General features: G+C 33.1%; 17 protein-coding genes and 2 pseudogenes. 15 read left to right on the plus strand and 4 right to left on the minus strand.

What is annotated here, in order from left to right; genetic code table 11:
• Positions 1–154: 154 nt before the first annotated feature.
• On the minus strand, positions 155–1,318 hold the full coding sequence (locus tag LPB248_RS03505) for a hypothetical protein (RefSeq protein ID WP_177210202.1): 1,164 nt from the start codon (positions 1,316–1,318) through the stop codon (positions 155–157).
• Positions 1,319–1,487: 169 nt separating this feature from the next.
• Positions 1,488–1,838 (minus strand): 4Fe-4S dicluster domain-containing protein, encoded by a 351-nt coding sequence (locus tag LPB248_RS03510; RefSeq protein ID WP_111366760.1) that lies wholly within the window; start codon positions 1,836–1,838, stop codon positions 1,488–1,490.
• 181 nt (positions 1,839–2,019) lie between these two features.
• Between LPB248_RS03510 and LPB248_RS03515 the strand changes: the two genes are divergently transcribed.
• The 7 genes from LPB248_RS03515 to LPB248_RS03545 all read left to right on the plus strand — a co-directional run bounded on the left by LPB248_RS03515 (position 2,020) and on the right by LPB248_RS03545 (position 10,036).
• Positions 2,020–3,087: an acyl-CoA reductase gene (locus LPB248_RS03515; RefSeq protein WP_177210203.1), complete on the plus strand. Its 1,068-nt coding sequence runs from the start codon at positions 2,020–2,022 to the stop codon at positions 3,085–3,087.
• A gap of 93 nt (positions 3,088–3,180) precedes the next feature.
• Positions 3,181–4,251, plus strand: coding sequence for a 3-phosphoserine/phosphohydroxythreonine transaminase (serC, locus tag LPB248_RS03520; protein WP_177210204.1), 1,071 nt, complete (start codon positions 3,181–3,183; stop codon positions 4,249–4,251).
• Positions 4,252–4,353: 102 nt separating this feature from the next.
• Positions 4,354–5,304 carry a D-2-hydroxyacid dehydrogenase gene (locus LPB248_RS03525; RefSeq protein WP_177210205.1) on the plus strand — a complete coding sequence of 317 codons (951 nt, stop codon included), beginning with the start codon at positions 4,354–4,356 and terminating at the stop codon, positions 5,302–5,304.
• 101 nt (positions 5,305–5,405) lie between these two features.
• Positions 5,406–5,969 (plus strand): DUF937 domain-containing protein, encoded by a 564-nt coding sequence (locus tag LPB248_RS03530; protein ID WP_177210206.1) that lies wholly within the window; start codon positions 5,406–5,408, stop codon positions 5,967–5,969.
• Between the two features lie 158 nt (positions 5,970–6,127).
• A complete protein-coding gene (locus LPB248_RS03535; RefSeq protein ID WP_177210207.1) occupies positions 6,128–6,562 on the plus strand; it encodes a DUF6146 family protein in 435 nt (144 codons plus the stop codon).
• 31 nt (positions 6,563–6,593) lie between these two features.
• On the plus strand, positions 6,594–6,896 hold the full coding sequence (locus LPB248_RS03540) for a DUF6787 family protein (protein WP_160782411.1): 303 nt from the start codon (positions 6,594–6,596) through the stop codon (positions 6,894–6,896).
• Positions 6,897–7,255: 359 nt separating this feature from the next.
• Complete coding sequence (locus tag LPB248_RS03545; RefSeq protein ID WP_177210208.1) at positions 7,256–10,036, plus strand: T9SS type A sorting domain-containing protein; 2,781 nt, start codon at positions 7,256–7,258, stop codon at positions 10,034–10,036.
• 36 nt (positions 10,037–10,072) lie between these two features.
• Here the strand turns inward: LPB248_RS03545 and LPB248_RS03550 are convergent, their stop codons facing one another.
• Complete coding sequence (locus LPB248_RS03550; protein WP_177210209.1) at positions 10,073–10,357, minus strand: hypothetical protein; 285 nt, start codon at positions 10,355–10,357, stop codon at positions 10,073–10,075.
• A gap of 223 nt (positions 10,358–10,580) precedes the next feature.
• On the opposite strand from LPB248_RS03550, the pseudogene LPB248_RS17120 reads away from it, so the two are divergent.
• The 5 genes and pseudogenes from LPB248_RS17120 to LPB248_RS03570 all read left to right on the plus strand — a co-directional run.
• A pseudogene (locus LPB248_RS17120) lies at positions 10,581–10,793 on the plus strand (ATP-binding cassette domain-containing protein); the annotation flags it as partial.
• Positions 10,794–11,009: 216 nt separating this feature from the next.
• Positions 11,010–11,459, plus strand: a pseudogene (locus LPB248_RS17125) (ABC transporter ATP-binding protein); the annotation flags it as partial.
• A complete protein-coding gene (locus LPB248_RS03560) occupies positions 11,459–13,156 on the plus strand; it encodes an LIC_10190 family membrane protein (protein WP_177210211.1) in 1,698 nt (565 codons plus the stop codon). The pseudogene LPB248_RS17125 and the gene LPB248_RS03560, both read left to right, overlap by 1 nt.
• Entirely contained in the window at positions 13,149–13,913 is a 765-nt protein-coding gene (locus tag LPB248_RS03565) for a TIGR02757 family protein (RefSeq protein WP_177210212.1), read from the plus strand. The genes LPB248_RS03560 and LPB248_RS03565 overlap by 8 nt, the downstream gene beginning before the upstream one ends.
• Positions 13,914–14,082: 169 nt before the next feature.
• Entirely contained in the window at positions 14,083–15,429 is a 1,347-nt protein-coding gene (locus tag LPB248_RS03570; protein WP_177210213.1) for a DEAD/DEAH box helicase, read from the plus strand.
• A 121-nt stretch (positions 15,430–15,550) separates the two neighbouring features.
• Here LPB248_RS03570 and LPB248_RS03575 read toward each other — a convergent pair whose 3' ends face one another.
• Entirely contained in the window at positions 15,551–16,663 is a 1,113-nt protein-coding gene (locus LPB248_RS03575; protein ID WP_177210214.1) for a lactonase family protein, read from the minus strand.
• A gap of 263 nt (positions 16,664–16,926) precedes the next feature.
• Between LPB248_RS03575 and LPB248_RS03580 the strand changes: the two genes are divergently transcribed.
• From LPB248_RS03580 to LPB248_RS03590, 3 genes are all read left to right on the plus strand, one after another.
• Positions 16,927–18,855, plus strand: coding sequence for a BatA domain-containing protein (locus tag LPB248_RS03580; RefSeq protein WP_177210215.1), 1,929 nt, complete (start codon positions 16,927–16,929; stop codon positions 18,853–18,855).
• Positions 18,856–18,924: 69 nt separating this feature from the next.
• Positions 18,925–20,175, plus strand: coding sequence for a dihydroorotase (locus tag LPB248_RS03585; RefSeq protein ID WP_177210216.1), 1,251 nt, complete (start codon positions 18,925–18,927; stop codon positions 20,173–20,175).
• Positions 20,176–20,179: 4 nt separating this feature from the next.
• Positions 20,180–20,506 (plus strand): hypothetical protein, encoded by a 327-nt coding sequence (locus tag LPB248_RS03590; protein ID WP_177210217.1) that lies wholly within the window; start codon positions 20,180–20,182, stop codon positions 20,504–20,506.
• The last annotated feature ends 47 nt before the right edge of the window (positions 20,507–20,553 follow it).

Consider the following 20,553-nt stretch of genomic DNA (forward strand, 5'->3'; position numbering starts at 1 on the left):
AATATAAGATTTAATAACTCTTTAGCGAATTAAATATTTACATTAATGCAATTTGATAAAGAGTTCTTTTTCTGCTCTATTGATTAACGTTATTTCTTAAAAAAGAAAATCCCGAACAAATGAAGTTCGGGATTTTTCTTTCCTATTTATTTAATTACAATTTAAACTCTAGTGATGCGATGATTGCTTTTTCTTCATCGGTAGCCGTAAAACCAGATATATCCCAGTAATTCGTTAAGATTTTATTCTTTTTGTTGAAAAGTGATTTTTCTTTAAAAACATCACTTTCACTATAAGTAAAATTCTGTTTATTAAAACCTGTCGTGACAAAACTATTTCTTACCTGTATATTTTTAGCTTTATCTTTTAAAACAACATTATAACCAATTTCTTCATTTGAACTCAGTAAATAATAATCGGTTCCATCCCATCTGTAATTTACTTTGACAAACGATTTTGTGATGTTTTTTTCACCTTCTTTTGTCTTCTCTTCCACTTTATCAAGAGTAGCAGGAGTAACAGAAATAGTGTATTCTACAATAATCTTTTTTAAAGGATCATAAATAATTTCGAAATTATCAATCGCTTCTTTGGACTTATCCAAAGGAACAACTGACATTATGTAGTAATCTTTGTTTTTTGAATGTCCTTTGGTTGTAAAATCATATTCCTTTTTGGCTTTTGGATCTAATAATGGTTCTAAGTATTTAAAATCCAAATAATTTTCCATTATATTATTCAAATTATATCCTTTTAAATCAGCACTTACATCTGCTTCTAATAGTCCGTAAGAGCGATTTTGCTCAACCAATAAAGTGGTTGCATTATTATTTTTATCAAATTGAAAATTTACCAATCCATCATTATAATATGTGTACTGATTGTCAAGCATAAAAAACTCTCTCACATATACTTTCTGTCTATGGGAAATACTAATTTTCTTGGTAGAATTGTTAACCAATTTTTGCAGAATTTTTTCTGGAGATTCCTTAGACAAAACTACTTCATCCAATTTATTGTTTTTACTCTTTAAATAAATAACAAATTTTTGATCTCCATTTAAAGAAGTCCAGCGTACAGTCAGATCTTCATAATTAGTTTCAGAAACCTGAACATTCGATCCCCCTGTCAGCATAAAAGTAACTTTTCCTTCTTCATTGCTCAATAAAATCTGCTGGGTTTTCATTATTTTAACCGTGGCATTTTGTATTGGCTCCAAAGTTTCTATATCCTTAACAATAATAGAGTACTCTTCCTTTTGTGCAAAAACGCTTACGCAGCTAAGCAAAACAATAAATAAAAGTAGCAATTTCTTCATAGGCATTGTTATTTTTTCAACTAAAGTATTATTTTTCTAACAATTACGCAATAGTCTAAAAATAAAACATTCACTATCAAGAAACTGACTTTCTAAAATACCTGAAATCAGGGTAAAAAAAATCCTGAGTTTTTCAACTCAGGATTCTATACTATTTCTACAGCAATTTTTACTCGTTATGTAAAAAAGCTTGTCTTTCTAATAAAGTTTCTTCGTCTTCAACGTGATTGTCATCAGGTACACAACAGTCAACAGGACAAACAGCAGCACACTGCGGCTCATCGTGAAAACCTTTACATTCTGTACATTTTCCTGGTACGATATAATAAATTTCATCAGAAATTGGAGTTTGCGCATCATCAGCGTCAACTTCAGTTCCGTCAGGTAAAACTATTTTTCCAGAAAGACTTGTCCCGTCTTTATATCTCCAATCATCTGCTCCTTCATATATTGCTGTATTTGGGCACTCTGGTTCGCAAGCCCCACAATTGATGCATTCGTCAGTTATAATAATTGCCATCTTTTTAGTCTTAAAGTTTAAAAGTCATAAAGTTTAAAGCCATAAAGTTTGAAAGGATTAAAGTAAAAAGGATAAAAGCCTTTTCAACTTTGGACTTTCGACTTTGGACTTTTTGTCTTTCGACTTAATTATGCTTATTTTTGTGCAAAATTACAATCAAAACAATTCATAAACAAACATTATGACATTAGAAACAAAAAAAAGTGTTTTTGTTGAATTAGGAAAATTTTTAAGTCAGTTTTCTGAAGACGCTTCTGCGCAAAAATCTGGCGTTTTATATAATGATATCTTTTTTGATGATTTCATTAACCTGATTCATTTATCGCAATCTCATAATGGATGGTATACTCCTGAACAAGTTTATTTCTCTATACAATCTTGGGCTGACGCTTTGACAAAAGAAAACATTGACAAATGGCTTTCGGCTTATAAAATTGATGAAAATAATGAAAATCCAAAAACCGTTGCTTTAATTTTAGCTGGAAACATTCCACTGGTTGGTTTTCATGATTTCTTATCGGTTTTAATCACAGGAAACAGAGCTTTAATCAAAACTTCGTCAAACGATCAGCATTTATTGCCATTTTTAGCTAAATATTTAATTGCTGTTGATGAAAATTTCAAAGATAAAATCACTTTCGTAGAAGGAAAACTTGAAAACTTTGATGCCGTAATTGCAACCGGAAGCAACAATACCGCTCGTTATTTTGAATATTATTTTAAAGATAAACCTTCAATTATTCGTAAAAATAGAAATTCGGCTGCGATTTTGACTGGAAAAGAAACTACTGAAGAATTGGAAGCACTTGGAGAAGATATTTTCAGATATTTTGGTTTAGGATGCCGAAATGTTTCTAAACTTTTTATTCCAAAAGACTACTCTTTTGAAGCATTTTTTCAGGCAATATTCAAATATCAAGATGTTATTCATTATGAAAAATACGCTAATAATTATGATTATAATAAAGCTGTATTTTTAATGAGTAATTTCAAATTATTAGACAACGGATTTTTGACTTTAAAAGAAGATTCGAGTTATGCTTCGCCTATTTCGAGTGTTTTTTATGAATACTACGAAAATCTTGAAGAATTAGAAAAACGCCTTCAGGAAGACACAGATCAAATTCAATGTATTGTTAGCACTAATTTAATTGCAAATAGTACAGCATTTGGCGAAACCCAAAAACCGCAATTGTGGGATTACGCAGACAATGTCGATACTATAACGTTTTTGTTAACAACAAAGTAATAAATTGTTTAATTATTTCGAATATTTTAACGCTTTTTCGGCTCTTATTGCCGAAATTTGCGTCTTTAAAATTTTCGACTATTAACAACAACCATGAAAAAACACAACTACAGCGCAGGACCAAGTATTTTACCTCAGGAAGTTTTTGAGAAGGCATCAAAAGCAATTTTAAATTTTAATGATTCAGGGTTATCTATCCTTGAAATCTCGCACCGAAGCAAAGATTTCGTGGCAGTTATGGAGGAAGCTCGTTCCCTTGCTTTAGAATTATTAGGTCTTCAGGGAAAAGGTTATCAGGCTTTATTTTTACAAGGTGGTGCTAGTACAGCATTCTTAATGGCACCATACAACTTAATGAAAGAAAACGGGAAAGCTGCTTATTTAGATTCTGGAACGTGGGCAACTGCGGCGATCAAAGAAGCTAAACTTTTCGGTGAGACTGTTGTCGTAGCTTCTTCAAAAGAAGACAATTATACTTATGTTCCTAAAGGTTACGAAATTCCAGCTGATGCTGATTATTTCCACTGCACAAGTAACAATACCATCTTTGGAACTCAAATGAAAGAATTTCCAGCAACAAATGTTCCTGTTGTTTGCGATATGAGTTCTGATATTTTTTCACGCGAATTAGACTTTTCTAAATTTGATTTAATCTACGCTGGAGCTCAAAAAAATATGGGACCTGCTGGAACTACACTAGTAGTAGTTAAAGAAGAAATCTTAGGCAAAAACGGAAAAACTATTCCAAGCATGCTAGATTATGCTAAACACATTAAAGGAGAAAGTATGTACAATACTCCACCTGTATTTGCTGTTTACGTTTCTCTTTTAACATTACAATGGATTAAAGAAAAAGGCGGAATCGCTGCAGTTGAAAAATTAAACAACGCTAAAGCTGAATTACTTTACGCTGAAATCGACAGAAACCCATTATTCAAAGGTGCGGCTGCGGTAGAAGATCGTTCTAACATGAATGTGACTTTCTTATTGAACAATCCTGATCACACTGAAACTTTTGACGCTTTATGGAAAGCTGCAAATATTTCTGGACTGCCAGGACACCGTTCTGTTGGTGGTTACAGAGCTTCTATCTACAACGCTATGCCAATTGAAAGCGTTCAGGTTTTAGTTGATGTAATGAAAGCGTTGGAAGCTAAAGTTTAGTTTTCAGTCTCAGTCTCAGTCTCAGTTTACAAAAAAGAAAAATCAAATAGCTTGGTTATCGATTAAACAATTAAACGATTAACCAAATAAACAATAAATACAATGAAAGTATTAGCAAATGATGGAATTTCTAAAAGCGGAATTCTAGCCTTAGAAAAAGGTGGTTTTGAAGTTATCACTACAAAAGTAGCTCAAGAACAAGTAGCTAACTATATAAACGAAAACAACATCGACGTAATTTTAGTTCGTAGTGCAACTAAAGTTCGTAAAGATATTATCGATTCTTGTCCTGGTATTAAAATCATCGGTCGTGGTGGTGTTGGTATGGATAATATCGATGTGGATTATGCTAAAAGCAAAGGAATCCATGTAATTAATACTCCTGCTTCATCTTCAGAATCTGTTGCTGAATTGGTTTTTGGACACTTATTTTCTGGTGTTCGTTTCTTACATGATTCTAACAGAAATATGCCTCTTGAAGGAGACTCAAACTTTGATGGTTTGAAAAAAGCTTACGCAAACGGAACTGAATTAAGAGGAAAAACTTTAGGTATTGTTGGTATTGGTCGTATCGGACAAGCTACTGCAAAAATGGCTCTTGGTTTAGGAATGAAAGTTATCGCTGCTGATAGTTTTATTCCTGAAGTTGATGTAAAAGTTGAGTTTTTTGACGGACAGTCAATTACAACTAAAATCGTTTCTCAATCTTTAGAGTCTTTATTTAAAGAATCAGATTTCATTACATTACACGTTCCTGCTCAAAACGGATACATCATTGGAGAGAAAGAATTTGAAATCTTGAAAGATGGTGTTGGAATTGTAAACTGTGCTCGTGGTGGTGTTATTGATGAAGTAGCATTAGTAAAAGCTTTAGACTCAGGAAAAGTTGCTTTTGCTGGTTTAGACGTTTTCGAAAGCGAGCCAAAACCAGAAATGGCAATCTTAATGCACTCTAAAATCTCTTTGACTCCTCATATCGGAGCTGCAACTGGAGAAGCACAAGATAGAATTGGTACAGAATTAGCATCACAGATTATTACTTTGTTAAGCTAATTAACTATAATTAAAATACTTAAAGGGATTTATTAACACAGTTTAATAAATCCCTTTCTTTTTTTGTTTAAATTTGAGTTCTAATCTAAATCCTAAATATCATGTTTGAACAATTAACCCAATTAGTACAGCAATATGGAGGTGATGCAGTTGTAAACAATTCTGCTGTTCCAAATGAACATAATGAAGCCGTAATTAACGAAACAAGCAGTTCTATTTTTGAAGGCTTAAAAAAGATTGTTTCTGAAGGAAACACAGATCAAATTGCCGGTTTATTCAATGGAAGCTCATCTATTGATAGCAGTAATCCTGTTGTGCAACAGATTCAGCAGCAATTGAGCGGAAATCTTGGAGAAAAATTCGGATTAAGCAGTGCCGATTCAAATGGAGTTGCTTCCAACTTAATTCCACAGATTTTAGGCTCTTTAGTAAATAAAGCAAAAGACCCAAACGATAACAGTTTTCAAATTTCAGACATTATAAACTCCATTTCAGGAAACAGCGGACAAGCTTCTGGAATAATGGATACCATTTCAAAATACGGAATGCAATTCGGCCTCGACCAAAATAACGATGGAAAAGTTGACGTTGCCGACGTTCTTGTAGTAACCAAAAGCAAAGGAGGAATTGCAGGTTTTATTGGAAAATTGTTTGGGAGCAAGTAAATATTCAGGTACAGAGTTGCAAAGGTTCAAAGTAACAAAGGCTTTTTAATAAAAAAGGATTACAAAATTGTAATCCTTTTTTATTAGTAAGAAGTTAAACCTTTGTTACTTTGAACCTTTGCCTCTCTGAACCTAAAAAAATATCGTAAATTTAGACTATGAAAAAATGCATTTCCATATTAATTGTTTTACTAACTATTATTGCTTGTTCTTCTGCTTCTCAGAAGGTTGCAAGTACGGATAATGTCACAGCAAAAAAAATAAGCGATACTGTCAGAATTGCAAATGATTCTCTTGAATACGAAGTAATAATTATTGACAACGGATTTAGCAATTGGCTTGTTTCCAGAGCCTACCCTCGAAATTATCATTCATTACAATATCTTGAAAACAAAAACATTTTATATGTTACAGAATGGAATAATCGTGTTTTACAGCCACAACGTTATAACCCAAATTTGTATGAAATGTCTATAGATTATCGTCCAGATATTCATTATGGCTACGAAGTAAATTACCTAATTTACAATTACATGATTTATTTTCAAAATACTTACAAACAAAAGCTTTGGGGTTATGTTCCCTCAAGATAATACACTATATTTGTAATCATTACAAATAGCAATGAATAGATTAAAAAAGCGCTGGGGAATCACCTCCAATTTACAAGCCGTAATTATATTTATCGTTTTTGCCATCACAGGATCGGCATCTGCTTGGCTGTCTAAACCTTTCTGCGTTTGGCTAGGAATTACTAAAGAAGATTTTGGAGGTTGGTTTACACTTATCCGCCTTATTATTATCTTTCCAATTTATCAGGTTTTATTGGTTGCTATCGGAACAATTTTTGGGCAGTTCAAATTCTTTTGGAACTTCGAAAAGAAAATGCTCAAAAATATGGGACTTGGATTTTTATTTAAAGATTAGTATTCCTCTTCTTCTCTTTTAAATTTCTAAAACCGTTCTGGTTAAGATTTTCCTTCATTCTTATTTTTTAATTCTTTTTCATTTTCTTCAATTAATTATATTTTATAAGCTTTATTTTGATCTATCCCTATATTTATCAGATATCGAGTATTAAAAGAATTAGCGCAAAAGAAGAGAATACTATGGTTTTTATCTAGATTTCACAATAATACATCAAGCAGAACAGCATTGTGCAGGATAGTTTTATTTTAAGTAATAATAAACTTTACAATAGTCGAAATTAATTATTCACAACTGACAATCAACCTTTTAATTTCTTCGACATAAATTATTGCTTACTAACCAAACCACAATTTGACATGCTGAAAAATTACTTAAAACTTTCCGTAGTAGCGGCAGTAATCTGCCTACTTACGCCGGTAAACAAGATTTTTGCCCAAAATCCGATTGTAAAAATTGATTTTGATCAGTCAGGAAGACCTAAAGCAGAAGTAAACGACCCTGATTATACCGCTTGGGTAATCGCTTCTGGCAATACTAGCACCTATACTGAAAATGGAGTTACATTTACTATTACTCGCGTTGGAAACAACGGAGATGCTTTGGGAACCAATTGGTACAAAGCAGGAATTCAGGCTCCTTACTATGCCAGATTGGTCTGTGACGGACTTACAGTAAAAGGCACAACCGCAAATCTAGGTGCTCAAATCGAACTTAAAATAAGCGGTTTAGCTACAGGAGAACATACATTATTAACTTTCTTCAACAACGTTGACAGCCCAACGACAAGTACCTTCAGTCCAATTGATATTTCTGTTAATGGAAATTTAGTAGTTGATAATCTAATTCCAACCGTAAGAGCTACAAAAACTGCCGATGCAGCATCTAGTTATTTAAAATTTCAAGCTACGACAGGAACCGATGTTACAATTCTAATCGCCGCAGAAACTTCAGGAACAGAAAGTGTAAAAAACTTCATCTTTAATGGTTTTGAATTAAACACACCTAATATTTCGCATCAAGCAACAAATCCAGATCCGAAACAAAACGACGAACATGTAGAATTAACATCTACTGGAAAATTATTGCAATGGACTGTCGGTTCTGGCGCTGTTTCTCATAATGTATACTTTGGAACAGACCAAACAGCTGTTGACAATGCTACAACATCTTCTCCAGAATTCAAAGGAAATCAAGCTCTAGCCAACAATTCTTATCAAGTAAACGGATTATATACAGGCGCAACTTATTATTGGCGTATTGACGAAGTTTTAGCAAACGGAGTTGAAAAGGGAAATGTTTGGCGCTTTCGTCCCGCACAGCTTGCGTTTCCTGAAGCCGAAGGATATGGCCGTTTTGCACGTGGAGGACGTGGCGGAAAAGTAGTCGCTGTAACTAATCTAAACGACAGCGGTCCAGGAAGTTTTCGCGAAGCTATTACAAATGACATTGGACCAAGGACAATTGTGTTTAATACTTCTGGAGTCATTCAATTGCAATCTCGACTTGTTTTAAGCCAGCCTTACGTAACTGTAGCTGGACAAACTGCACCAGGAAAAGGAATTTGTATTCGTTCTGCTCCTTTTGGCGTGACAGGAAATGATGCCGTCGTGCAAAATCTAAGAGTTAGAATTGGCGCTGGACCAACTTATGACGGAATGGGGCTTACAGGAGCTGATAATAGCATCATTGATCATTGCTCTATTAGTTGGACAATTGACGAATCTTTCAGTTCAAGATCTGGGAAAAATATAACCCTTCAGAGAACACTTATTTCTGAAGCTCTAAATGCAGCAAACCATCAAAACTATCCAGCAGGAACAGAACACGGTTATGCTGCCACAATTGGCGGTGATATTGGAAGTTTTCATCATAATCTATTAGCGCATTGTTATGGTAGAAACTGGAGTCTTGGTGGCGGATTAGACGGCAGTGGCGCTTATACAGGACGAATGGATATTACCAATAATGTGGTTTACAACTGGGGAGGAAGAACAACTGACGGGGGAACAAAAGAAGTTAACTTCGTAAACAACTATTACAAACCAGGTGCAGGATCCAAAATATTTGTTGCTTTCAATCAGCAAAATGAAGGCGTTGGAACAGGAATGCAACGATGCTATTTTAACGGAAATGTAATGCCCGGCTATTTCGATGAAAGCAATCAGACACTGGGCAGAAAAGCTTCAGGTAACACGGTTCCTTATGATAACTTCGTCAATACACCATTTTTCCCTTCTTATGTAACTACCCAATCTGCAAAAAATGCATATAAAATTGTTCTTTCTGATGTTGGGTGCACACAGCCTGAATTTGACGATCATGATCAGCGAATCATCTCAGAAACATTAAACGGAACATATTCTGCAGTTGGAAGCGTAACAGGAAAACCTGGATTCCCTGATAATGAAGCTGATGCTGGAGGTTTTGAAAGTTATCCAACAGAAGTTAGAGATTCAAACTGGGACTCAGATCAGGACGGACTGCCAAATTGGTGGGAAAACATCATTGGAACAAATGTAAACTCTGCAATTGGAGATTTCTCAGACGCTAATGCAGATCCTGATTTAGATGGTTATACCAATCTGGACAAATATTTACAATGGATGTCTTTGCCTCATTACGAATCTCCAAACGGAAACAAAATAGACATTAATATTCAAAAATTATCTAGAGGTTTTACAAATGGAGTTTCTTATACAATTTCAAATGTAATAAACGGAAATGCAACTCTAAATACTAATGTTGTTGCCTTTACTCCTGCTTCAAACGGATTGTGCTCTTTTGAATTTACTGTAACCGATTCTGAAGGAGGAACTATGAAAAGAAAAGTAAACATCATTAGCGGACAAAGTTTAACTTTAGGAACAGACGATATTATTAAAGAAAATAAAAATAATGCTTTTAACGTTTGGCCAATTCCAAGTAAAGGAACTTTCTCAGTACTCATTGAGAGCGAAGAAACAGAAGTTTCAGATTTAAAAATCTATGATGTTTTTGGAAAAGAATTGTTAAAGCAAAAAATTAGAGGAAACACACCAGAGAATATTCAATTACACTCAAAAGGAGTTTTCTTGATTAAAGTCTTAAATCCTCAGACAAAGAAAACACAATATGTGAAGAAAATAATTGTGCAATAGCAACATACAAAAAAAGACGGCTTTGAGCCGTCTTTTCTATTTTTTCTGAAAAAAATAAGTATAAATCCATGTCAAAGTGAAAGACGGAATTACATCTGTAAAAGGCAATATTTCTTCAAGAAAAGTCAAAACACCAGCAACTTTCCCTACTCTCCCTTTATACATTCTTGCCATAATTATCGCAGCAATAGGTGCCCAAACCACATCTGAAAATTCACCAAGAAACGGAATCGAAAAAGAAATCATACCAATTCCATCCAAAACCAATCCAATAAGCAGTTTTGACATTCTATCATCTTCTGCAACTTCTAAATCTTGCATAACATATTCACTTTTAAGTTAATCGAAATTAAAAATAATTCTTCAAAGTAGTTTTACTTATTTATTAAATTTAATTTCCAACATTCCCATATCAATTTATATACCGATTTTAGAAAAGTCACTCCGCTCTTTTTGGAATTTGGATTTTTACATATTGGAATTTGATTTTTAGAATTTGATTTTGACCATAATCTTCGTTTCTTTGTAAAAACAGTTTCACTACATGATACACGCAAAAAACATACATAAATTCTACGACAAACTTGAAGTTTTAAAAGGAGTTGATTTACATATTAAAAAAGGCGAAATTGTTTCTATAGTTGGAGCTTCGGGTGCTGGTAAAACTACTTTATTGCAGATTTTAGGAACTCTTGACAAACCAGACCATAACCCAGACTCCTCTCTAACCATCAATGGTAAAAATGTTTTAGAACTGCAAAATATCAAAAATGACAATTCAAATCAGAAAAAAGCCTTCAAAATCATTACTTGGTTAGGAGTCTTTTATTTCATTTCATTGGCAGTGTTTGTATTGTTTTTTAGAAGTAAAATAGAAAACAACATTTTCGGCTATGGTACTTGGGCAATAATTCTCATGCCTTCTCTTCTATTATTTTTTTACTATAATCGTTACTTCAAAAAGAAAAGCAAGCAAGACAAAGTTTTATCTGATTTTAGAAATTTGAATTTAGGTTTCATTTTTCAATTTCATCAACTATTGCCTGAATTTACAGCTTTAGAAAACGTTTGTATTCCAGCTCACATTGCAGGCAAAAAAACAGCCGAAACTGAAGAAGAAGCAAGAAAACTCCTTTCTTATCTCGGACTTTCACATAGAATCAACCATAAACCTAGCGAACTTTCGGGCGGAGAACAGCAGCGTGTTGCAGTTGCAAGAGCTTTAATCAATAAACCAGATGTCATTTTTGCAGACGAACCTTCAGGAAATCTGGACACGCATTCTGCCGAAAACTTGCATCAATTATTTTTTCAGCTTCGAGACGAATTCGGACAAACTTTTGTAATTGTAACTCACAACGAAGAATTGGCCAATATGGCTGATAGAAAATTAGTAATGTCCGACGGACAAATTCTTAATTAATGATTCTAATTGCGATTAGCTGGATTTATATTTTATTTACAACCATTAATTTAGGTTTTGGTTTGGATAAGATGCTAAACCTCAATACTAAAAATTTTGTAATTACTTCTATCCTAGGATTATTTTCAGCAACTATTCTTGCAAGCATTTGGGCTATTTTTGGAAGAATTAATATTGAATTTCATATTATTTTACTACTTCTGAATGTTTTTCTATTACTGAAATTTTACAATCAGATTATTAATGTTTATAAGTCATTTTTATTAGAATTACAGCAGTTACAAAAAAGCTTACAAATTATTCTAACTGTTATTTCAGTTCTTATTATTTTACAATGTTCTTCAATTCCTTTTGTAATTGATAATGAATCCTATTATATTCAAACTATAAAATGGCTTAACGAATATGGCTTTGTAAAAGGACTTGTAAATCTTCATTTATTTTATGGACAGACAAGCGGTTGGCATATTACGCAAAGTGTTTTTAGCTTTTCTTTTTTATACAAAAATTTTAATGATCTAAGTGGCTTTTGCTTATTATTAGGAAATATATTTTCTATTCAAAAACTCAACGAATACAGCAAAAATGACAATAAAAACTATTTACTAGTCGGATTGCTGCCTTTATTCAATATTTTCTTTTTTCAATTCATAAGTGCGCCTTCTCCAGATATTCCCGTTTATGTTTTTTCATTTATTCTGTTCTTCTATTTCTTAGAAAATTTCAAGAACACAAATTCTGAAACTTTCAATCTTATTGTAATACTTGTCCTGTTTCTGCTTTATATAAAAAATACGACTTTAACTTTTGCTGTAATCCCAATTATTCTTTTGGGGTATCATTTTAGCTCACTTTCAAAAAAACTGCTAAAACCAGCGATGCTCACCATTTTGATTGCCGCTCTTTTTATAATAAAAAATATGATTATCTGCGGGGCGCCAATTTTTCCTTCAAAGATTAATTCTTTTACAGCAGATTACGCAATTCCGAATGTAATACAAGATTTTTATTACGATCAGGTTAAGTATTACGGCTTTTTTGTAAGTGCATCACAATACAATAAAATGACTCTTGCCGAATTATTTTTACATTGGCTCTCTATGCCAAAATTGCACGGGTTATTCAATAAAATAAGTGTTTTTTTAATACTGATTGTGCCTTTTTTCATTTATAAATACCAAAACAAAAAAGCGCTTTGGATTCTTTACTTTGTAATGGTCTTACAATTACTCCTATTAGGGTTGACTTCGCCTCAGTATCGATTCTTTATGAACTTTATATTGTTTTTTTCCCTCTTTTGTTTTACATGTATTTTTTATGGCAAAAATGCAATCAAATATATTCTCATCGCATCCCTCTTTCCAACTTGCATTGTACTGTTTTTCTCTGTAAATCTTAATGGTTTCTCCAGTCATAAATTCATGTTGAAAATCAGCAATTTTTCTATAAAAAACATTGTTTTTCCGTATCAAAACTCAAAAAGCAGTACTCCCTTTGAATCTATTCAGTTAGGAAATCTAAAATATAATTCTCCTGTAAAAAATGATTTTTTCTGGGCAAATGGTAATGGTGACCTTCCTTGCGTTGACAAACAGCAACTGGATTATTTTGAAAAATATTATCATATTATTCCGCAAATGCGCACCAATAATTTAAAAGACGGATTTTACGCCAAAGACCTTACTAAAAATGAATAGTACAGAACTCAAAGAATTTCTAGACGAAAAAGTCATCCAATATAATAATCAGGATTTTATAGAAAGTGATCCTGTTCAAATTCCGCATCTCTTTACTCAAAAAGAAGATATTGAAATTGCTGGTTTTCTTAGCGCATCAATTGCTTGGGGAAACCGAAAAATGATTATTAAGAATTCGCATAAAATGATGGAATTAATGGGAAACACACCTTACGATTTCGTTATGTCACATTCTGACGAAGACTTGACAAGACTAGAAACTTTTGTGCACAGAACCTTTAACGGACATGATTTTGCAGGTTTCATAAAAGGCCTAAAACATATCTACGAAAATCACAACGGACTAGAATCTGTTTTTGCTAAAAATCAGGAAAAAGACAGTCTGCAGAAAAGCATTAGTGAATTTAAAAAAATATTCTTCGAAACAGATCATTTAGCTCGAACTCAGAAACATATTTCAGATCCCTTAAATAATTCAGCGGCAAAAAGAATTAACATGTATCTGCGATGGATGGTGCGTCAAGATTCAAAAGGAGTCGATTTGGGAATTTGGAAAAGCATTTCACCATCTGTTTTGTCTTGTCCTCTTGACGTTCATTCTGGAAATGTTGCTCGAAAACTTGGCATTCTTTCGCGAAAGCAAAATGATGCTAAAGCTTTATTGGAATTAGATACCAAATTAAGAGAAATGGATGCCCAAGATCCTGTAAAATACGATTTTGCTTTGTTTGGTTTGGGAGTTTTTGAAGGGTTTTAAATTGTTTAAGATCTAAAATTATACGATTGTCAGGCTGAGCGAAGTCGAAGCCCAAGTTTCCAATTAGCAAGTCCCTTCGACTTCGCTCAGAGTGACAAAAGACATCAAAAATTACAAATTCAACAAAAAACCATGAATTTAACGTACATTTGCACAAAATTTAAAGCAAATGAGCACTTTCGAAAAATTCAATCTTCCAAAATCATTACAAAAAGCAGTTGACGAATTAGGATTTGTTACGCCTACTCCTATTCAAGAAAAATCTTTTTCTGTAATCATGTCTGGTCGTGATATGATGGGAATTGCACAAACCGGAACCGGTAAAACATTTGCTTATTTACTGCCTCTTTTAAAGCTGTACAAATTTACACATACCAACACGCCAAAAATCGTAATCCTTGTGCCAACCCGCGAATTAGTAGTTCAGGTGGTTGAAGAAGTAGAAAAATTGACTACATATATGTCGGTTAAAACTTTAGGTATTTACGGAGGCGTAAACATCAATACACAAAAGAAAGCCGTTTACGAAGGTGTTGACATTTTAGTTGGAACTCCAGGACGTACTATGGACTTAGCTCTTGATGCCGTAGTTCGCTTTGACGAAACACAAAAACTGGTTATCGACGAGTTTGACGAAATGCTGAATTTAGGTTTCAGACCACAACTGACTTCGCTTTTTGCAATGATGAAAACAAAACGTCAAAATATTCTATTCTCGGCAACGATGACAGATGAAGTTGATGATCTTTTAAATGATTATTTTGATTTTCCTGAAGAAGTAACATTAGCACCATCAGGAACTCCTCTTGAGAAAATTACTCAGATTACTTATAATGTTCCGAATTTCAATACCAAAGTAAATCTTTTAAAACACTTACTAGAAACCGACGAAAGTATGAGTCGTATTCTAGTTTTCGTAAACAACAAAAAGATTTCAGATATGCTTTTCAATCGTATTGATGAGCTTTTTGACGGACAATTTGGTGTAATTCACTCTAATAAATCTCAAAACTATCGTTTGAGTACAATGGCTGAATTCCAAGAAGGAAATCTTCGTGGTTTAATTACAACCGACGTTATGGCGAGAGGTTTGGATATTTCTAATATTACGCACGTAATCAACTTTGAACTTCCAGAAGAACCAGAGCTTTACATGCATAGAATTGGGCGTACAGGTCGTGCAGATGCAACAGGAACCGCAATCAGTTTTGTTACTCCAAGAGAGGAGGAATTCAAAATAGAAACTGAACTTTTAATGAATCAGGAACTTAAAATCGCTGATTTCCCTGAAGAAGTAGAAATTTCAGAGAAGCTTATTGAAGCGGAAAAAGATAAATTACCAAGAAAATTTTTAATGAAAAAACCGAAACTAGAAGGTGACGGCGCTTTTCACGAAAAATCTAAAAAGAACCAAAAAGTCAATCTTGGCGGGCCTTCAAAAACAAAAAAGAAAACACATGGTTCTGTTAACAGAAATATGTTGAAGACGAGAAATGAAAAGAAGAAGAAAAAATAACAAGTTATTTTTTCTTAGTTACAAAGGTTCAAAGGAACAAAGTGACAAAGTAATAACAAAGGCTCAAAAGTACAGTTATAAACCTCTGTACCTTTGAGCCTTTGACACTTTGAACCTTACGCTATATTTTCGTAAACAACAGCCCAACTGGCGAACACATCTGGATTCTTCTTCCAGTGTCTGTAATTTTTCCTGTTGCTATGTCTCTTTTAAAAATAACTATATCATTAGTATATTGATGTCCTACTAAAAGATAATTTCCTGTTGGATCTATTGCAAAATCACGTGGACCTTTTCCTAAAGTGCTTTGCTGCTCTACTAATTCTAAAGCTCCTGTTTTAAGAATTTTGTAAACTGAAATAGCATTGGCATCTACACGGTCTGAAACATATAAAAAGTTTCCGTCAGGTGAAAGTTTAATTGCCGCTGCTCCCGTTCCGCCTTTAAAATCTTTTGGAAGAATACTTGTTTCAGCAACTACTTTTAAACTTCCCGTTTTATCCCAACTTAATGTTGTTAAAGTTCCATCCAATTCCTGAACCAAATACACAAATTTCCCGTCTTTACTGAAAGTTAAATGTCTTGGTCCGCTTCCTGGTTTTACATCAACACTTCCTTTTAAAGTCAGAATTTCATTTTTTGCAATTGGATTGTATTTGTAAATAAACACTTTATCCAAACCTAAATCATTTGACAATACAAACTTTTTGTCTGGAGAAAACACAACCATGTGCACGTGGGCTTTTTCCTGACGTGCTACATTTGGTCCTTTTCCTTCATGCTGAATCAACTGCTGAGCTTCTGTAATACTTCCATCTGGATTTTTCTTAAAAACAGCAATACTTCCGCCAGAATAATTGGCTGCAATTACATTTTTATCATCATTTATTAAGTGGCAAGGATCTGCCCCTAAAGCATCATTTTTATTCAAAAGACTGATCTTTCCAGCTTGCGAATCATATGAAAAAGCACTTACTGTACTTTGAGTTCCATTTTCGTTTACGGCATAAATAAACTTATTATCTGCTGAAACCGACAAATAACTCGGACTTACAACATTTTCTGAAGAACCCTTCAATTTATAATCACCAGTCGAAGCATCAAAATCGTACACATAAATTCCGTTGCTTTGACAAGTATTCGTATAAGTTCCAACCAGTAAATTAAATTTATTTTGAGCTTTAACCGCAGTTAATGATAAAGCTGAAAATAATACTAGATATATTTTTTTCATAGTTTATTTTTATTTTTTTTGAATTAGCTAAAATAAGCAATAATATCTGCTTGAAGGAACTCCTAAGTTACAAAGAAATTACAAAAGTTACATTTTTTGATATTTTTTTAGAACCTTGTAAGTTCATATAAGTTATGTAAGTCTTTATTTGCTATTTCCTTATAATCTCTATATGAACTTATATGGTTTAAATAATTTTAATTTGTATTTTTGACCTGCATCTTCGCGAAAAACAAAACGTAGTGAAGTAAATCGAAGCCAGAATGCATTTTAAACATCCCGAAATTCTATACTTTCTGTTTTTATTGATCGTTCCAATTTTGGTTCACTTATTTCAATTAAGACGATTTAAAACTTCCTATTTCACCAACGTACGATTTTTAAAAGAGCTTGCTATTCAGACTCGTAAAAGTTCTAAAATTAAAAAGCGTCTTTTATTAGCGACACGTTTACTGTTGCTTACCTGCGCCATTATTGCGTTTGCACAGCCTTTTTTTGAAGCTGCCGACAGTAAGAACGCTTCAAACGAGATGTATATTGTATTGGATAATTCTTTCAGTATGGAGGCAAAAGGCAAAAAGGGAGAATTACTAAAAAGAGCCGTTCAAGAATTACTTGAAAACACTCCAGAAAACACTCAGTTTTCACTTTTAACCAACACCGAAAACTTTTGGAACACCGATATTAAATCATCTAAAAGCGCTTTACAAAACTTAAAATATAGTGCTTCTCCTTTTGATCTTTCAGCAATTACAGCCAAAATTAAAGCACACAAATCGGCTCATAAAAAAGACATTGTAATTATTACAGATGCTGTTGGTTTAAAAGAAGCAGCTATTAAAACTATAGATTTCGACGAAAAACCATACTTCATTGTTCCCGAAGCAGAACAAAAAAACAATGTTTCAATTGACAGCGTCTACATCAATCAAACTTTAGAAAACTTCTACGAAATTGGCATCAATTTATCAGCTTATGGCGAAGATTTCAAACCTGTTTCAACGGCACTTTACAATCAAAACAAACTGATTGCTAAAACTATTGTCAATTTTGATACGAAGAAAAAGAAAATCAATTTTACCATTCCGAAAGAAGCTTTTCACGGATATGTAGTTATTGAAGACAATGGTCTTACTTACGATAACAAACTATTTTTTAGCATTTCAAAAAATAAAAAAACAAACGTTATCAGTATTGGCGAACCCGAAAAAAGCAATTTCTTGTCGAGAATTTATACTTCAGCAGAATTCAATTATAACAACTACTCAATTAGTGCTCTAGATTATAATAGTTTAGAAAAGCAAAATACTATTATTCTAAATGAATTGGTTGATATTCCGCAAGCATTGCAAACAACTTTAAAAGCTTTTGTTTCTAAAGGCGGAAATTTAGTTGTGATTCCGTCTGAGAAAACTTCTCTTTCTAGCTTAAATACATTATTGGGGAATTTTGGAAAAATTCAATTTGGAAATTTAGAGACCAACGCTAAATTGATCACTAAAATTAATTTTGATCATCCTTTATTTTCGGGCGTTTTCGAAAACAAAATAACCAATTTCCAATATCCTAAAGTAAATAGTTCATTTGCCGTTTCGAGTTCTTATCCAGCCGTTCTTTCGTTTGAAGATCAAACTGCTTTTGTAACTGCTGTTCAAAGTCAGGTTTCTGGAATAGCGGTTTTTACAGCGCCAATAAACAGTGCCAACTCAAATTTTCAGCAATCGCCTTTAATTGTTCCGTTATTTTATAAAATCGCTCAAAACAATCAAAAAACTGGCGTAAATGCTTTGACAATTGGAAACAATCAGCCTTATTTTGTTGACGTTCTTTTGACTAAAGATGCTATTTTGGAAGTAAAAGGAACAGATGATTCGTTTATTCCGATTCAGCAGATTTTAAATAATAAAGTCAAATTAACTTTTAATGATTTCCCTGAAACAGCTGGAAATTATAGTGTTTTTGATAAAAAAGAATGGGTTGAAAACATCAGTTTTAATTACAAAAGAACCGAAAGTGATTTAAGTCAAGTAAACACTAATGTGGTTTCTGATTTCAAAACAGCCGATACCATTTCAACTATTTTTAATACGTTACAAACAGAACGAACTGACAGCCAAATTTGGAAATGGTTTGTTATCTTTGCACTGTTATTTTTAGCATTAGAAATAGCAATTATAAAATTTGTGAAATAGAATTTGTGCTTCTTTTAAAGGCATTATACTTTTTACAAAAATCATTTTACGACAAAAAAATATCTACATATGAAACTAATCATCAAAAGCGCCAAAATTATCGACTCAAAAAGTCCGTTTCACAATCAGACCGTTGATCTTTTAATTGCAGATGGTGTAATAGAAAAAATAGGCGTTTCGCTTCCAAATGACGATGCAGAAGTAGTACGATTTGACGATCTTCATGTTTCTCAAGGATGGTTTGACAGCAGTGTTTCACTTGGAGAACCGGGTTATGAAGACAGAGAAACGATCGCAAACGGACTGAATGTTGCTGCAAAAAGCGGATTTACAGCGATTGCATTACAACCAAATTCGTTGCCAATTATTGACAATCAGTCACAAGTAAATTTCGTAAAAAGTAAAGCAAATGGTTTTGCAACAGAAATTTTCCCAATAGGCGCTTTAACAAAAGCCAGCGAAGGAAAAGACATGGCAGAGCTTTTTGATATGAAAAACTCGGGAACAATCGCTTTTGGAGATTATAACAAAAGTATTGACAATGCTAATATCCTTAAAATCGCTTTACAATATGTACAAGATTTTGACGGATTGGTAATTGCCTACTCTCAAGACCCAAACATTAAAGGAAATGGAGTTGCTAATGAAGGAATTGTTTCTACAAGATTAGGTTTAAAAGGAATTCCTAATCTAGCCGAAGAGCTGCAAATTTCAAGAAATTTATTTTTACTGGAATATACTGGAGGAAAACTTCATATTCCGACAATTTCTACAGCAAAATCGGTTGAATTGATTAGAGAAGCGAAAGCGAAAGGTTTAAACGTAACTTGCAGTGCATCTGTACATCATTTGGTTTTAACTGATGAAAAACTGGACGGATTTGATACTCGTTTTAAAGTTACTCCGCCATTAAGAACAGAAGTTGATAGACAAGCTTTACTTAACGGAATTGCAGACGGAACAATCGACATGATTACTTCAGACCACAACCCAATTGATATTGAATTCAAAAAAATGGAATTTGATACTGCCAAAAACGGAACAATTGGTTTAGAAAGTGCTTTTGGAGCCTTATTGACCGTTTTACCTGTAGAAACGATTGTAGCAAAATTAATTGCTGCGAGAAACGTTTTTGGTTTACAAAACAATGTTATCGAAGAAGGTGCAAAAGCAAACCTAACTTTGTTTACAGCAGAAGGAAAATCAACTTTTACAAAAGAAAACATTCTTTCAAAATCTAAAAATTCTGCTTTCTTAGGAACTGAACTTAAAGGTTCTGTATATGGAATTTTAAATCAAAATCAATTAGTTACAAAATAATAAAATGAATAATTCAGTCGAAGAAGGAAAACCAATTGCCATTACGAGTTACATTCTTATCATTGGTGTTTTAATCGCCATGAGTATGAATTCTGAAAACAAAAACAGCTTTGCTTCTTTTCATATCCGTCAGGCTTTAGGCTTATCTTTAACCTTTATTTCTTTAGGAGCAATCATCAGCAATTTTGATAGTTTCTTCATTACTTTCCCAATGTGGATCTGTATTTCAATTCTTTGGGCTTTTGGTATTTTTAATGCTATTCAAGGGCAAATGACACCTATTCCTTTGGTTGGAAATTTATTTCAAAAATGGTTTAAGAAAATTGGATAATTTTTTAAAATTCCAATTTTTAAGTACCAAATTCCAAACTAAAAAAC

The sequence above is a fragment of the Flavobacterium sp. LPB0248 genome, from assembly GCF_013388355.1.
Classification (GTDB): Bacteria; Bacteroidota; Bacteroidia; order Flavobacteriales; family Flavobacteriaceae; genus Flavobacterium.